At 65.1% G+C, this 13,705-nt stretch carries 13 protein-coding genes, 1 tRNA gene and 3 pseudogenes; 14 read left to right on the plus strand and 3 right to left on the minus strand.

Going from position 1 to position 13,705, the window contains the following annotated elements:
• Window positions 1-32: 32 nt before the first annotated feature.
• Together LW587_RS05805 and LW587_RS05810 are read right to left on the minus strand one after the other, a co-directional pair.
• A complete protein-coding gene (locus LW587_RS05805; protein WP_232628649.1) occupies window positions 33-2,210 on the minus strand; it encodes a glycosyltransferase family 2 protein in 2,178 nt (725 codons plus the stop codon).
• A gap of 6 nt (window positions 2,211-2,216) precedes the next feature.
• The gene (locus tag LW587_RS05810; RefSeq protein WP_332839822.1) at window positions 2,217-3,263 is read right to left on the minus strand and encodes a hypothetical protein; all 1,047 of its coding nucleotides are present in this window, start codon (window positions 3,261-3,263) and stop codon (window positions 2,217-2,219) included.
• Window positions 3,264-3,471: 208 nt separating this feature from the next.
• On the opposite strand from LW587_RS05810, the gene LW587_RS05815 reads away from it, so the two are divergent.
• The 14 genes and pseudogenes from LW587_RS05815 (at window position 3,472) to LW587_RS05875 (ending at window position 10,882) form a co-directional block, all read left to right on the plus strand.
• Window positions 3,472-3,546 (plus strand) — tRNA-Val (locus tag LW587_RS05815).
• Between the two features lie 440 nt (window positions 3,547-3,986).
• Window positions 3,987-4,139 (plus strand): annotated as a pseudogene (locus LW587_RS05825) (transglutaminase N-terminal domain-containing protein); the annotation flags it as partial.
• A gap of 970 nt (window positions 4,140-5,109) precedes the next feature.
• A complete protein-coding gene (locus LW587_RS05830; protein ID WP_232628651.1) occupies window positions 5,110-5,631 on the plus strand; it encodes a hypothetical protein in 522 nt (173 codons plus the stop codon).
• A 70-nt stretch (window positions 5,632-5,701) separates the two neighbouring features.
• Window positions 5,702-5,953: a hypothetical protein gene (locus tag LW587_RS05835; RefSeq protein ID WP_232628652.1), complete on the plus strand. Its 252-nt coding sequence runs from the start codon at window positions 5,702-5,704 to the stop codon at window positions 5,951-5,953.
• A 157-nt stretch (window positions 5,954-6,110) separates the two neighbouring features.
• Entirely contained in the window at window positions 6,111-6,278 is a 168-nt protein-coding gene (locus LW587_RS05840; RefSeq protein WP_232628653.1) for a hypothetical protein, read from the plus strand.
• Window positions 6,279-6,318: 40 nt separating this feature from the next.
• Complete coding sequence (locus tag LW587_RS05845) at window positions 6,319-6,867, plus strand: hypothetical protein (protein ID WP_232628654.1); 549 nt, start codon at window positions 6,319-6,321, stop codon at window positions 6,865-6,867.
• A 219-nt stretch (window positions 6,868-7,086) separates the two neighbouring features.
• Window positions 7,087-7,164 (plus strand): annotated as a pseudogene (locus LW587_RS23985) (N-acetylmuramidase domain-containing protein); the annotation flags it as partial.
• A 121-nt stretch (window positions 7,165-7,285) separates the two neighbouring features.
• Window positions 7,286-7,363, plus strand: a pseudogene (locus LW587_RS23990) (N-acetylmuramidase domain-containing protein); the annotation flags it as partial.
• Between the two features lie 67 nt (window positions 7,364-7,430).
• The gene (locus tag LW587_RS23995) at window positions 7,431-7,910 is read left to right on the plus strand and encodes an N-acetylmuramidase domain-containing protein (RefSeq protein ID WP_269780298.1); all 480 of its coding nucleotides are present in this window, start codon (window positions 7,431-7,433) and stop codon (window positions 7,908-7,910) included.
• Window positions 7,911-8,403: 493 nt separating this feature from the next.
• Window positions 8,404-8,964, plus strand: a complete 561-nt coding sequence (locus LW587_RS05855) for a hypothetical protein (protein WP_232628655.1) — start codon at window positions 8,404-8,406, stop codon at window positions 8,962-8,964.
• 12 nt (window positions 8,965-8,976) lie between these two features.
• Window positions 8,977-9,501, plus strand: coding sequence for a hypothetical protein (locus LW587_RS05860; protein ID WP_232628656.1), 525 nt, complete (start codon window positions 8,977-8,979; stop codon window positions 9,499-9,501).
• Window positions 9,501-9,872, plus strand: a complete 372-nt coding sequence (locus tag LW587_RS05865; protein ID WP_232628657.1) for a hypothetical protein — start codon at window positions 9,501-9,503, stop codon at window positions 9,870-9,872. The genes LW587_RS05860 and LW587_RS05865 overlap by 1 nt, the downstream gene beginning before the upstream one ends.
• Entirely contained in the window at window positions 9,869-10,141 is a 273-nt protein-coding gene (locus LW587_RS05870; RefSeq protein WP_232628658.1) for a hypothetical protein, read from the plus strand. The genes LW587_RS05865 and LW587_RS05870 overlap by 4 nt, the downstream gene beginning before the upstream one ends.
• 447 nt (window positions 10,142-10,588) lie before the next feature.
• Window positions 10,589-10,882: a hypothetical protein gene (locus tag LW587_RS05875; RefSeq protein WP_232628659.1), complete on the plus strand. Its 294-nt coding sequence runs from the start codon at window positions 10,589-10,591 to the stop codon at window positions 10,880-10,882.
• 65 nt (window positions 10,883-10,947) lie between these two features.
• On the opposite strand, the gene LW587_RS05880 is transcribed toward LW587_RS05875, so the two are convergent.
• Window positions 10,948-13,209, minus strand: a complete 2,262-nt coding sequence (locus LW587_RS05880) for a calcium-binding protein (RefSeq protein ID WP_232628660.1) — start codon at window positions 13,207-13,209, stop codon at window positions 10,948-10,950.
• Between the last annotated feature and the right edge of the window lie 496 nt (window positions 13,210-13,705).

Raw genomic sequence — 13,705 nt, forward strand, 5'->3', positions numbered from 1 at the left:
CGATTCAGGGGAGGGAGCCCGATCCGCCCGCCTCACAGGCGGTAATGCGCCGCGGTCCGGGACAGGTTGATGTTGTAATAGGGGTCGGCCCGCAAGATCGGCTCCCAGCGCGCGCGCATCACCTGTGATTCGGCCTCGAACCGGGCGCGCTTCTCTGGCGTGTCCTCCGCCCCGCGGCTCTTCGATTCGTGGTGGATCAGCCGCGCATGCGGGGTCCAGACGACGCGGTAGCCCGCTGCGCCCACGCGCAGGCACAGATCCACGTCGTTGAAGGCGACGGCGAGGGCCTCCGCGTCGAACCCGCCGACCTCCTCGAACACCGCGCGCCGCATCGCCAGACAGGCGCCGGTCACCGCGGAGACCTCCTGCGTCAGCACCATGCGGGCGAAGTAGCCGGGCGCGTCGCCGGGCAGTCCGAGATGGCTGTGGCCGGCGATGCCGCCGATGCCGAGGACGATGCCGCCATGCTGGATCGTGCCGTCCGGATAGAGCAGCTTGGCGCCGACGGCGCCGATCCCCGGTTCCACGGCGATCGAGACGAGTTCCGTGAGCCAGCCCGGCTCCAGCACCTCGATGTCGTTGTTGAGGAACAGGAGCACGCTGCCGCGGGCGGCGGCGGCCCCCTGGTTCGACAGCTGCGAGAAATTGAACGGCCCGGGCGAGGGCAGCACCCTCAGGCGCGCATCCTCGGCGTAGCCCGCGAACAGGGCCTGCGTCGCCGCCTCGCGGCTGTCGTTGTCGACGACGATCACCTCGATCGCGGGGTAGTCCGTGCGCGCGAACAGCCCGTCGAGCACGACCGCCAGGAGTTCCGCCCGGTCGCGGGTCGGGATCACCACCGAGACCAGCGGCGCGGGCACCGGCACGGGGCGGACCAGGCGGTTGAAGCCTTCCGCCCCTCGTTCGGCCCGGGCGCCGCGCCGCGCCGCGACCTCCGACAGCGCCCGCAGGCGCGCCGCCTCGGCCCGCGCCAAGGCCCGGTCCGAGAAGGTGCCGGAGCCGGCGGCCGCCCGCCAATGATAGAGCAACTTCGGGATGTGGCGAACCTCACTGCCGTCGATCGCCTCGGTCAGACGCAGGAGCAGGTCGTGATCCTGGCTGCCCTCGAAGCCGGGCCGTAGGCCGCCGAGCGCCCGCAGCCGGTCGGTGCGGACCGCACAAAGGTGGTTCACGTAGTTCTGGCCCTGGAGCAGTTCCCGGTCGAAGCCCGATTTGAAATGCGGCTCGAAACGGCGGTCCCGGGCGTCGACCTTGTCCTCGTCGCTATAGACCAGGATCAGGTGGGGCGCCGCCCGCACGGCCCGCGCCACCTCGTAGAGCGCGATGTCGGCCAGCAGATCGTCGTGGTCGAGGAAGACGCAGTAGGCGCCGGTCGCGAGCGTGAGGGCATCGTTGGTCGCCCGGGCGATATGGCCGTTCTCGGGCCGGCGCAGGGTGCGGATGCGCGGCTCCTGCGCGGCGTGGCGCGCGATCAGCCGGGCGATCTGCGGATTCGTCGAGGCGTCGTCGACGATGCACAGCTCCCAGTGCGGGTAGAGCCCGCCGCGCACCGAGCGGATGGCGGCGTCGAGCACCCGCGGGTCGGGATCGAACACCGGCATCAGCACGGAGAGGAGGGGCGGCGCCTCCCAGGCGGCGATCTCGGCCCGGATGCGGGCGCGGTCGGCGGGCGTGCGGCGGTCGAAGCGCGCGATCCAGGTCGCGTAGCCCGTCTCGGCCCGCTGGGCGAGGGCCCGGGAGAGGTACCCGCGGGCGCGCACCTTCAGGCGGAGCAGACGCCATCCGACCGCCTGCGCGGTCAGGCCGGGCGCGCGCCAGCCCGCCCGCAGGACGAGCGCGACCCGCCCGCGGCGGCGCACGGTCAGCCCGTCGAGGGCGAAGGGCTTGCCGCGCACATGCGCCGTGAAGCGCAGGGCGGTCGTGCCCTCGGGCAACCGCCCGGTCCAGACGAACACGTCGCCGCCCACCGCTTCCTCGGCGAGCGCGGTCGTCCCGGCCTCGGTCACCGCGCTGACGAGGGCGCGCGGGAGGCCGCCGCTGCCGACATCCCGCCAGGTCAGGGTGACCCAGCGTCCGGCGAGCCCACTCGTGGCCAGATCGATGCGCAGATCGAGGCCCGGGGTCCCGGAGACCGGAAGAGGCCGGCGACCCAGCCGTGCCAACGACGTCGCACGCGTTTCTTCCCCGCGGGGCCGGTCCTCCGGCGCCATGACGGGTCAGACCTCCCAGTTCTTGGCGACGGAGCTGCGCACCGCGTCGCTGAGCACCACGTCGAACTCCACCCAGCTCTGCAGGAAGCGGAGCTTGCGCAGCTGCTCGGCCAGCGCGAGCGTCTCGTTGGGAATCGGCAGCGGCAGGGGGATCGGCGCCTCGATGCCGTGGTGGTGGAACACCGAAGCCATGAAGGCTTCGAAATAGTCGCGATGGCCGACCAGCCCCATGCGGGACAGGATCTCCACGGCGATGATCGAGTGCCCCGGTGCGATCCGGTCGTCGGCCACCAGGGTGCTGAGCTGGCGGGTCAGCGGGTTGTAGAGCAGGTGATAGGCCGGCTCCGGCATCATCCGGAACAGCCGCTTGAGGCTCTTGGCGTCGGTGTAGTCGTAATCGAGGGTGAAGGCGCAGGCCTCGACGAGGTTGCCCAGCCGCCAGTGCTGGACGGGATCGGCGGCGATGCCCGCTCTCGCCCGCAGCCACATCAGACGGCTCGCCATCTCCACGTAGGGATCGTGGACGAGCATCATCGTCAGCGCGCCGCCCTGGACGAAATGGCCTTCGTAGCGGGGGAGGATGATCGACCCTGCCATCAAGCACGAGGTCAGGGTGTCGGTGTCGAACATCGCCCGCAGGATTTCTTCGGGAAACCGCCCGATCCCGAAATAGCACTGCCGGAAATGGGGGAACAACGCCGTCTGGATCACCGTCTCGGGATTGATGTGAGCGTTGATCAGGATGGTCTTGGGGGCGGCGAGCCCGTCGCTGGGCAGGCGCCGGTAGACGAGGACGTTGGTGTCCACGTCGTAGATCTCGAGGCGTTCGATCGCGGCAAGGCCCGGGATGTGGTCCTCGCGCACCTCGTAATGGCACTGTCCGGTGGAGTGCCAGCCGTACTGGATGAAGGTCGGGTCGGCATGGATGGCGGAGACCTCGGCCACCCGCTGCCCCTCGATCGTGACGTAGACCCGGCTGATCGCCTCCGGGTCGTCCGGGACCACCCATCCCCGGATGATGGATCCCTCATCGGACATGTGCAGGAACCGCATCCGCGCTCGCCGTCCTTCCGATTCCGACGCCCCGGCCGCCGATCGCGGAAGCGTCGGGGCGCGCCGCGGGCTGCCTTACCCGATTTTTCTCGGCCGTGCAGCGCAGCGCTTCACGAAAGCGCGGCCGACCCGCTTGCGGAGCCGCCCGGCACCGGTTATAGCCGCGGCCTCGCAAGTGACCGGCGGCCAAGCCGAGGGTCACCTGCCAGGGCGCGTAGCTCAGCGGGAGAGCACTACCTTGACATGGTAGGGGTCACAGGTTCGATCCCTGTCGCGCCCACCATCCTTAACCCCAAGGATGATTGATGAATTTGAGGCCCCGGAGACGGGGCCTTTTTCGTTGGGTCGGAAACTGGGTCGGAAACCCACGTGCGTAGCCCCCATACGGCTCGGTTCCGGCGGGGTTGTCGGCGACACGGGTCACGGGCGCGAGGCCCGGCCGTGACAGTCACGGATCTACCGTCTCACCCCGACGTTGGCAGCTCCAAGCTGTTGCGGGCGGGATGTCGGGATTCGAGCGGTCGGCGTAGGGATTTGGAAGCCTGCATGGAGCCGGTCATGCCTGGGCGGGCGGCCATCCGGCCGGCTCCCACACAGATCCGACGGGTTCGGATCCTAGCCGCGAGATGCTACGCTTCTTCCTGTCTCACACGCGGAGCAGCAGGGCGCGCCAGCACTGACGACCGACAAACCGGGCCGAACCGGATCCTGAGAAGCACACCCTTGGTCGATCTGCTCATCCACCACCGGACGACGTACCGCTACGGGCAGCCGGTCATGCTGGGACCGCACCGGCTGATGCTGCGGCCGCGGGAGAGCCGCGATCTGAGGCTCCTGTCGAGCGACATCCGAGTGACGCCGGATGCAAGCAGGACGGCGGTGCGGGCCTGGATCCGAACAACATCCGCCTACGGTGTGGATCGTGTCACACGAGAAAGACGACAGATGCCCGAGCACGGCAACTGGGCCTGCGGCAACAGATCAAGAAAGCTAGACCTTGGTAAAGGCTACGATTGTCGGCGTCTCACGATATACCATAAACCGAACACGACCATGCCTATTACAAGGCTAAGCCAGATCCAATTTACATCCATTGCCGCGCCTATGGCGGCTGTCGAATTTGAGCCCGAAGGTGCTTTCTCCGGGATCGGCGGAGCCGGATTGGTCTGCTGGGCTAGGACGCTATGCAAGCCTCCTAACCAAAGCAAGACGGCAGCGGTTGCGTGCCTCATGTCGTCCTCAATGACTGCGTAGATTGATGCCGCTTCAACCGTCTCTGACTGGTATCGTTCAATTGACCGGGGCGGGGTGCAAACTCTACGGATCTAGGGGCCGGGCATCGCATGGGGTGCCATCCAGAGATTTGCTGCGCGCGGCGGACAACTATCGGGCCCTCCGTCGTTGAGTCCCGCAAGTCGTTGTAATTGCTTATGAAAGACCCCAAGGTTTTCGTCCTCGGCAGCGTGCCTCTTGTGATCGTGAATGCTGGAACCCATTGTCAAATAAAGGCAAACCGCCTGAGGTTTTTGCCGTGAAGCCTCGCAGCCCTCCCCGTAGACCAGCGGCCGTCCGCCGAAGGCCGAGCCCGGGATCGTCGTGGCGTCGAAGCCCCAGCCGCACCCCGAGCCCGCCATCGTGGACCCACTGCACTTCTGTCGAGCATCGCCGCCGACGAGGACGCGCCCGCTCAGGCCCGAGCCGCGGCCTGCAAGGCGCTACTGATCGCGGGCGTCGCCAGCCAGGGCGCGGCGAAGCCCGACACGCCTGAGGAAGCCTTGAACCGCCGCACCCTGGCGCTGATGAACCGAGGGAGGGCGAATTGAGAGACCGGGAGCCGTCAGGCAGCATGCCGACCGTTGGAGTGTACCGCGGCGTCGGTATCCACGACTTTCAGCCGGCCGAGCGGGTCGAGCGAATGGTCAAGCCGGCGATCGAAGCGGTGTTCGCCCTCTACGGCGGCTGGGCGCTGCTGGCCTATGCTAGCGATCCGGCCCATCCTCCGGAGGCTCGCCTGCTCGCCGCGGCGCGCATCGAAGCCATCTGGCAGCTCGCGATCGAAAACCGCGAGGTGCGTCCCGAGGTGCATCCGGACAAGGCGCGCGTCGCCACCGGCTCGCTCGACAGCCTGCACTGGGCCTGCCCGCGCCGCTACGGCTCCCTGCTGGAACCCGGCCCTGCCCCCGGCGAGCACCGTCCGGCCCGCGATCGAGGCTCGCAGGAAGCCCTGGAGCGGGCTCAAGCGGCGTGGACGGCGCAGGACCGACAGAGGCGGCTGGCGGGCGTGTGGAAGCCGCTCGAAGCCTCCCCTGGATCGCGTGCGGTTCTGCACGAAGCATTCGTTCTGAAATGCATAATGCATCTTGGCTGAAATTTAAGGCCTTTAAACCTGCGCCACAGCCGGCAACCCGCCTGTAAAAGCAGTATCGCAGGAGACCATCATGTTCATTCGCAAGAGCACAAAGGCAATTGCCGCCCTCACTCTCGGCATCGCCATTGCTGCACCCGGGCAGGCGCAGGCGATGCCATACGGCAGCCTTGGGTTTGCTGCTTTCGCGAGCGACCTCGCGCTCAGTGCCGCTCGGGCCCAGGCAGCACCGCGGCGCGGCGTGATCGTCGAGCATCGCTACGTCCGACGGGGCAACCGCCTCCACTACTGCGGCTGCGTCGTCCGGCAGGTGCGCTACTACTAGGTGTATGGTCCCGGGATGTGGTGTTACGGATCGAGCCTGAAGCGTTCGGGCTCCATCGGCGTCGGTGACACGAACGGAGCCGCGGATCTGTTGGGCAGCCATGCCCACACTGTCGCCCTCAATGCGGTCGGCGACCACATCCATGCGCTAACAATCAATGACGCCGAGCCTCACGGCCATACCATCTCAGGTGTGGCGGACCACACACCCGATCCCGGCTGCGTCGGATCACACGCATAGCCTGACGATCGACAACACCGTCGGCGGCCGCGCGCACCTGAACGTGCCGCCCGGCGCGGTTGTGAACTTCGCGATCAAGGTCTGATTGCTCCTTCCCCACCCACCTCATTACCGGGAGCCCGACGATGGGACTGCTCGACTGGTCGGCGACGCCTGCGCGAAACAGCGTCGCCGACCCCACGATTCCCGCCGCTGACGGCGCTTCGGCTCGTGCCTTGCCGAGCCTTGTGCGCTCCGTGGTGGCGGGCGTGCGCCGCTACTCCGATGCACGCGGCGGCGCGCTGCGAACCGGCGGCCAGCTCAACGCCTACACGGTCGACGCCGCGCTTGGCATCACGGAGATCCGCTCCGGCATCGATCTGATCGTGCAGGCCGACCGCACGAACACGGCGCAGGCCACGCTCAACGTCGATGGGCTCGGTCCACTGCCGGGGACGGATGCCGGCGGTATCCGCCTCGCCGAGGGGCGCATCGTCGAAGGGCGGTTCTACCACGTCATCCTCGATGCCGAGGCCAAGGCTTGGCGCGTCCAGGCCGGTGCCTCGACGCTCGACGAGATCCCCGGCCTGATCGATCTGCGCAGAGGTCGCCGAGAACACCACCACGGTGGCCGAAAAGACCGAGGCGACAGTGACGGCGGCGACTCTCGTGGCGACGCAATCGGCTGCCGTTGAGACGGCCCGCGCGCAGGTCGCGGGCAACACCGCGACTGTGACCGTGGCGGCAGCGCAGGTGGCGGACAATGCTGCGACTGCACAAGCCGCGCAGGACGTGGCGGTCTCTGCCCGTGACCAGGCTCACGCCGCTATCGCCTCGGGCCGCGTCACGTACGACACGCTCGCGCAGCTACAGGCCACACCATCGGCGTCGGGGGGGACGAGATCCACGCCGTCATCGAGGTCGAGGCGTCGGGCGGCGGCTTCGACGCGCTCGGTCGACCGAAGATGCTGTTCGAGCCCCACGTCTTCTACCGCAACCTGACCGGCTCGGCCCGGGCCCAGGCCGTGCAGGCGGGTCTCGCCTACGCCTCGTGGAAGCCCGGCAGCTACCCGAAGGACAGCTACCTACCCCCACCTCAAGTCGGCGCTGGCGATCAACGAGACCGCGGCGCTGAAGGCGGCCTCCTGGGGGCTCGGACAGATCCTCGGCGAGAACTATGTCGCGGCCGGCTACGAGAGCCCCCAGCAGATGGTGCTGGCGTTCGTGGAGGGCGGCGAGAGCGAGCACCTGGCCGCCGATGATGCGCTTCATCGTGGACAAGCGGCTGGACGACGAGCTGCGCGCCCACAACTGGGCCGGCTTCGCCCGCGGCTACAACGGGTCGGCCTACGCCCAGCACGGCTACCACACGAAGCTCGCGGCGGCCTACGCGAAGTGGCGCAAGATCAAGGACACACCGTGGTCTCCGGATCAGGACGCCGTCGGCAAGCCGGTCTCGGTTCCGCCCGTCACGATCGAGCCCGTCCCGCCGCCGTCCGCTGGGCCCGTGTTCGCCCCCGCGGCGCGCAACGGGGGAACGTGGGTGTCCGAGCTTCCGCTGACGAACGCCGGCAGTTCGATCTCGCCGGCAGCACCGGAAGGAGGAGCATCCTCGCGAGCTTCGACAGGTACCTACTTCGACGCGAACGGCAACGCGCTCCCGACAGCGCCTGCACCGGCCGCGCCCTCGCTCGGCGCCCGTCTGCGGTCCTGGCTGTCGCGCCCGTGGTTCGGGTGATGGGCGCTCCGCACAAGCTGCCGGCGAAGATCGCCGGGGCGCGGTCGGGGGCGGGGGTCAGCGAGGCGTGAAAGCACCGAGCCGGGCGCTTGGGGGCAATAGACGCCGGCCCGCCGGCCACCAATCCGAAGCACATTGGGCTTGGCGCAGCAGCCTGCCTCCCATGGCTGAAAGCTTGGCCATGCTCAAGCCAGCGTACCAGCAAATGACATTTTCATGATCCCGAGCGCGCCGGGCCAGCCGCGCTGGCCGGCACTCTAACACGACTCACGGTCAGCGCTTTCGTTACAACCACGAGGCGTAACGACAGCGAGCCGGCCATCGGGGCATGAGACCGGCTCGCTGGCCACCCTTCGAAGCCTATTCGGCACCCGACGGTGACAGAATCTCATAGGTGGTGCCGCTCGGCAGGGAACTAACCAAGGTTGAGTTCGGCAAAATTCATCCGCACCGGCCGGGCCAGCCGCGCACCCCTCCCACATCAAGAGAGACCATGACCCGCATCCTTCTCGCGGCGCTGGCGCTCGCCTGCGTCTGCTCTCCGGCCCTCGCCGAGACCGTAACCGTCAACGGCCAGCCCGTCGTCGTCCTGCCCTGGGGCGATTACGTCGCGGCCCTCGCGGTCGCCCTGCGCGGGCCGATCCTGACCATCCTCCTGCCGATCGTCGCCGGCTACATCATCCAGCCCATCCGCCGGGTGTACCCGTGGGCGGCCCTGTTCCTGTCGCAGCGGCGCGTCGAGATGATGCTGGAGGCCGCCGTCGGCTACGGGCTCAACGCGGTCCAAGGCGCCGCCAAGGGCAAGTCTCTGTCGACCAACGTCGCGGTGCCCGTGATTGCCAAGGGGGCGCAGTACGTCATCGACACTGCCCCGCCCGCGGTTATCAAGGCGGCCGGTGGCGCGGATGGCATCGCGGCCCGCACGTTCCGGAAGCTCGATCTCGACGACCACGCCAACGCGGCGAACGTGCTGGTGCCGGCCCGGGTGCAGATCGGCGCAGGGACGGTCGATGCCGACGAGTTGCGCCGGATGGACGAGATGACCCGGCGATAGGAGGAAGGGCACATGCCCAATTCGAACGGCGGCCCGCGCCGGCCACTCCTGCCCATGCATTCGGCCGGCCCGTACAGCACCTATCGCCTGTTCGAGTGGTGCATGGCGACGATGATGCTGCTCATCGCCTTCACCCTGGCCATGCCGGGCGACACCATGGAGCGGAACGCGCTCAGGCCGATCGCCGAGATGGGCTTCTCCGAGGCCAACATGGCGCTGACCTTCGGATGCGTCGGGAGCGTGCGCATCATGGCGCTGTTCCTCAACGGCTACATCAACAACGTCCGGGTGGGGCCGAAGGGGGCCTATGCCCGGGCGTTCGGCGCCGGCATCGGCTGCATCATCATGGGCCAATTCGCCATGGCCCTGATCTACGACGCCTTCACCGTGGCGCATGCCCCGAGCTTCGTCATCCCGGTCTTCGGGACGCTGGCCGGGTTCGAGGCGATCTCCGTCTATATCGCCGTGCTGGACGGCGTTTCCCGCAAGAGCCGGATCGGCAAGGCCCTCGCGGCGCTCGAGGAGGTTCGGGGCTGATGGATTGGCTCACCTTCCTGAAAGACGTGATCGCGACCCAGCAGTTCCTCCAGGTGTTCGTCGGCGGCTGCACCATGATGCTGATCGGGTGGATGGTCACCCGGGCGCGGGGTGACCGCGAGCACCTTCCGCCGCCGGCGGCAGCCAGCATCGCCGATGTGCCGCCCCCGTTCCTCCACGGCCCGCGCGAGACGGTCGACCTGATGCGCGAGCTGCGTGATCTGGCGCGTCGGCAGACCGAGGATACCGGCCGGATCGCCGAGTGCGTGCGCATCATTCGCGAGGAGACGAAGCGGCAGACCGTGCTGCTCGGCCAGATTGAGCGCGAGCAGGCTATCGAGAACCGCGCGCATGAGCGGGACCGACCGTGACGCCCTGCTTCGTGGTGATCACCCTGGCCGGCCTGCTGGCGAGCGGGAAGCCGGCCAAGGAGGCGCGGGCCTACCTCTACCTCGGGCCGAGCACGCGCATCAGCCCGGTGGTCACGGCGCCGAGCGAACGGCCGCATGCGCGCTCAGAAATCACCATCGGACCGCTGACCACCTTCGCGAGGGAGACCCCGGAGGAAGTGGTGCGGGCGCCGTGCGTTGAGCGTGGCCCCACCGGCATGACGGACGAACCGCCCCCGCTCGCCCGTTGACCCTATGCCCTTCCAGAGGGCTCGACAGACTCAGCCCCGACCGGTTCGCCGCGGCGGAGGCGTTCTGGCTCAGCTGTGCCAGTTCCTATTCAGGGCGAAAAGTGCTCCAAATGCGCCGCTAGCCGATCCCACAACAGCTGTCACTCCGATCAGCAAGGGAGAGAGAAGGCCAGCCTGCGAAGGCCAGAGCGACAAGAGCAATCCCAGCGCGAGGACACCACAAAATGACCCGCCAAGCATCGACGTTACGAAGCGATATCGGACAATTTTTGTTCGCATCAAACTCGGGTATGACGCCTTCGAAATAATTTCTGCGTCATATGCTTGAGTCATCATGGAATTTTCGTTTTGCCCATTGCATCCCTATGCGACATATTGTGCGATCAGGCGAGGGATATTTCTTCGTTTCCTGAAGTTCACGTTGCATCTCCCTTAGTAGGATCTGCAATGAACAAGCTCTACCTCGCCTTCGCGGGGGCCATGGTGTTTGCCTCGCCCTGCGTTGCGCAGACTGCCCTCCCCACGACGCAGCCGCCGATGTTGCGTACTGATCCCGCGACCACAGGAGCGGTCACGAGCGGACAGCACAACACGGGCGGCGACGTGAACGCGACCATCCCCCTTGGGGCGACGGGCGCCGACACAATCCAGACCGACTCGGCCGCAGGCGGCAATGCCAACCAGCCAGCTCGAGCCGTTCCGCAGGGAAGCGGCGGCGGTGCCAGCGGCGGCAACAACTGATCGATAGATGGACTCAGCTCCGCCCGGGAAACCGGAGCGGGGCCTTTTTCACGTTCCGCCTCGCCTCACACAATGAAGAAATCGTCAGCGAAGAGCGCGGCCTTGTTGTCGAGCATCGCGATCTTCACCTTCGCGCCGGCACCGGAGCCGTCCGCGTCGTAGAACAGCTCACCGGTCGATTGCTTGTACATGATGCGGTCATCCGCATCGGCCTTGCCCGTCGTAATGTTTTTGAACGAGTTCGGGTCGAGTTGGCCCGGGGCGAGCGTCGTGAAGATGCTGCTCGAGAGCTGGATCGTGTCCTCGGCGGCGAAGTCGGTGATGCGATCGATGTTGCCGGTGCCCGGAGCGTTCGAGAACACGAAGGTGTCGGCTCCACCCCGCCCCGTCAGCACGTCGTTGCCCCAGCCGCCGTTGAGGGTGTTGGCGCCGCCATTGCAGATCACGTTTTGGGCGAGCGCGTTGCCGGTCAGGTTGATCGGAGCGTCGCCCGCCGCTTGAAGGATGCGCAGCTCCTCGATCTCCTGGCCGGACGACAGCGTGTAGTCCACGGTCGTCACGACCGAATCCCAGCCGCCGCCCTTGCTTTCGACGATCTGGTCTCCGGCATGATCGACGAGGTAAGTGTCACTGCCGGCGCCGCCGTGGAGGCTGTCGGCCCCGCCGCCGCCGTCGATCCGGTTGTTGCCGGCATCGCCCACGATCTTGTTGACGAATTGGTTGCCGGTCAGGGCGATGGTGGTCTTGGCGGCCTTGTCGACCGTCCGGAGTTCTTCGATCTCCTGGCCAGCGGCCAAAGCGTAACTCACCGAGGTGACCACCGAATCTCGGCCTCCGCCCACCGCCTCAATCACCCGATCTCCCGCGTTGTCGACGATGTAGGTATCGTTGCCACCTAAACCCCTCATGATGTCGATACCGGTGCCGCCGTCAAAGCTGTTATTCCCAGCGTTGCCGATAAGTGTGTTCGCTAGCGAGTTGCCAGTAGCGCTGACGTTGCCTGAGCCAGTCAGCGTTAGATTTTCTATGTCTTGACCCGCCAAACTGAAGCTAACGGATGAATAAACCGTATCGTTGCCTTGGCCGGCCGCTTCAAACACGCGATCGTCGACGTTGTCAACGTAGTAAATATCGCTACCCTGCCCTCCAATCATGACGTCTGCGCCGTAACCACCGTCAATAATATCGTCGCCCGCATGCGCGTATATAATGTTGTCTCTCATGAACGACATATTATCTACGTAGGCTTCTGGGGCAAGGGTGTCCTGCTGGTTGGTCCCGACAATTGCGACCTTATCGGAAGCAGCGGCACCCAGCGCATAAACCTGACCGTCGAAGCTTACATAATCAACTCTGTTCAGGGTATCTCGCCCTTCTGGGCTGCCGGCGCGGATGTCAACAACTTCGTAAATGCCATTCGCCGACTCCACTAGCCGTATCGCATAATTGACGATATTTGAGCTATATTTTGCAGTAACAGTCAGCTCTGTCCCATTTTTGAATATAACATCATTCCCAGATCCTCCGTCGATTGTTATATTACCCGATCCGCCAGCATAGATCGTGTCATTGTCGCCACCACCGAGAAGAAGGGCGTCTCCGCCGGTTCTCTCATTATAATCAATATAGTCATTGCCTACTCCACCATCGATAAAATTCGAACGCGGACTTAATTCAGACTCAAACATAGATGAAATTCGGAGATGATCAGCTCCGGATCCACCATATATGTAATTATTAGCAAAATATGAACCAATTATTGTATCGTCACCGCCACCTCCATTGAATGTTGCTATTCTTCCTACCCCACTCAAATTGCTAGCCTCAATATAATCCTCCACTTCTGATCCGTTGAAAATCAGATCCATAGAGGCGATATGGCCGCCAAATGCGTTGCCCGCGAGCGGCGTGCCTGATGGCTCTTCGTTCGGCTCGTTTCCACCTTGTATGTAGGCTCGATAGCCAATTTTTTCCCCATCCCAACCATAAACATAACCGCCGCCACCAGACCACGTGAATGGATCAAATGTCGCGGTGCCGATTTCAATTGCGACCTGAGGAATACCGTCAATTGTCTCCATCGGCCTGTAGAATGTTGCCGCGGCGACATCCATTGTGTAGGTAAGGCTTGATACGCCGCCCACAAATTGAGTGGTACCTTGCAGCGTAAAGAATGCCCCCAGCATAGAAGAGGCCCAAACGTCTTGAAATTTAACTACATCGTTCAGTGGCTCATGAACATATTCTAGCGGGTATCCCCAACTTCCGCCGTACGGCGCATCGCCCTTAAATCCCGTTGGTGCGGCGTGGATTGTAAACGTACCCATCTCTAATCCCCTGCGGGTGCGAATTTATAATTGCGAACAACCAAGTAAGTAGTAAATACTTAGCTCTTCTCACGGGGCACGATGCGCTCGGCCTCTCATGCGTACTTATGCATCGATTCGCGGACCGAAAGCAGTCGCAGGTAACGAAAATTAGTACTTACTCCATCCGTGTGGCGCGCATGCGACAGCCAGATGCCTATGCTGGATTGTCTAGATTTCGTCTTGGCGGGGAGTTAGTTACGACTGGGTTTGGGCGATATTAAATGCTATAATATTTCAAGCAATCAATGCCATTGCAGTCGCAGATCATGATCCGTGCTGCGTATCTGGTTGGGGTCGGAGCAGGCCTCGGTGCGCTTCACTTTCCGCTCCATCGCACCGCGAACTCCCAGGTCGGCAATCCGACCGGCGCACCGAGGGTATCACGGTAGGCGGACGTGTTGCCGAAGATCACGCGCCGGGCATCAACGCCCGCGGCCTTGGATCCGCTCAGCAT

Origin of the sequence: Methylobacterium sp. Leaf118 (assembly GCF_920984675.1) — a bacterium.
Classification (GTDB): Bacteria; Pseudomonadota; Alphaproteobacteria; order Rhizobiales; family Beijerinckiaceae; genus Methylobacterium.

Excerpts from the sequence above, each read along its gene's own strand:
- LW587_RS05805 (WP_232628649.1), bottom strand. The coding sequence starts at position 2,210 with ATGGCGCCGGAGGACCGGCCCCGCGGGGAAGAAACGCGTGCGACGTCG.
- LW587_RS05810 (WP_332839822.1), bottom strand. The coding sequence starts at position 3,263 with ATGCGGTTCCTGCACATGTCCGATGAGGGATCCATCATCCGGGGATGG.
- LW587_RS05830 (WP_232628651.1), top strand. The coding sequence starts at position 5,110 with ATGCCGACCGTTGGAGTGTACCGCGGCGTCGGTATCCACGACTTTCAG.
- LW587_RS05835 (WP_232628652.1), top strand. The coding sequence starts at position 5,702 with ATGTTCATTCGCAAGAGCACAAAGGCAATTGCCGCCCTCACTCTCGGC.
- LW587_RS05840 (WP_232628653.1), top strand. The coding sequence starts at position 6,111 with ATGACGCCGAGCCTCACGGCCATACCATCTCAGGTGTGGCGGACCACA.
- LW587_RS05845 (WP_232628654.1), top strand. The coding sequence starts at position 6,319 with ATGGGACTGCTCGACTGGTCGGCGACGCCTGCGCGAAACAGCGTCGCC.
- LW587_RS23995 (WP_269780298.1), top strand. The coding sequence starts at position 7,431 with ATGATGCGCTTCATCGTGGACAAGCGGCTGGACGACGAGCTGCGCGCC.
- LW587_RS05855 (WP_232628655.1), top strand. The coding sequence starts at position 8,404 with ATGACCCGCATCCTTCTCGCGGCGCTGGCGCTCGCCTGCGTCTGCTCT.
- LW587_RS05860 (WP_232628656.1), top strand. The coding sequence starts at position 8,977 with ATGCCCAATTCGAACGGCGGCCCGCGCCGGCCACTCCTGCCCATGCAT.
- LW587_RS05865 (WP_232628657.1), top strand. The coding sequence starts at position 9,501 with ATGGATTGGCTCACCTTCCTGAAAGACGTGATCGCGACCCAGCAGTTC.
- LW587_RS05875 (WP_232628659.1), top strand. The coding sequence starts at position 10,589 with ATGAACAAGCTCTACCTCGCCTTCGCGGGGGCCATGGTGTTTGCCTCG.
- LW587_RS05880 (WP_232628660.1), bottom strand. The coding sequence starts at position 13,209 with ATGGGTACGTTTACAATCCACGCCGCACCAACGGGATTTAAGGGCGAT.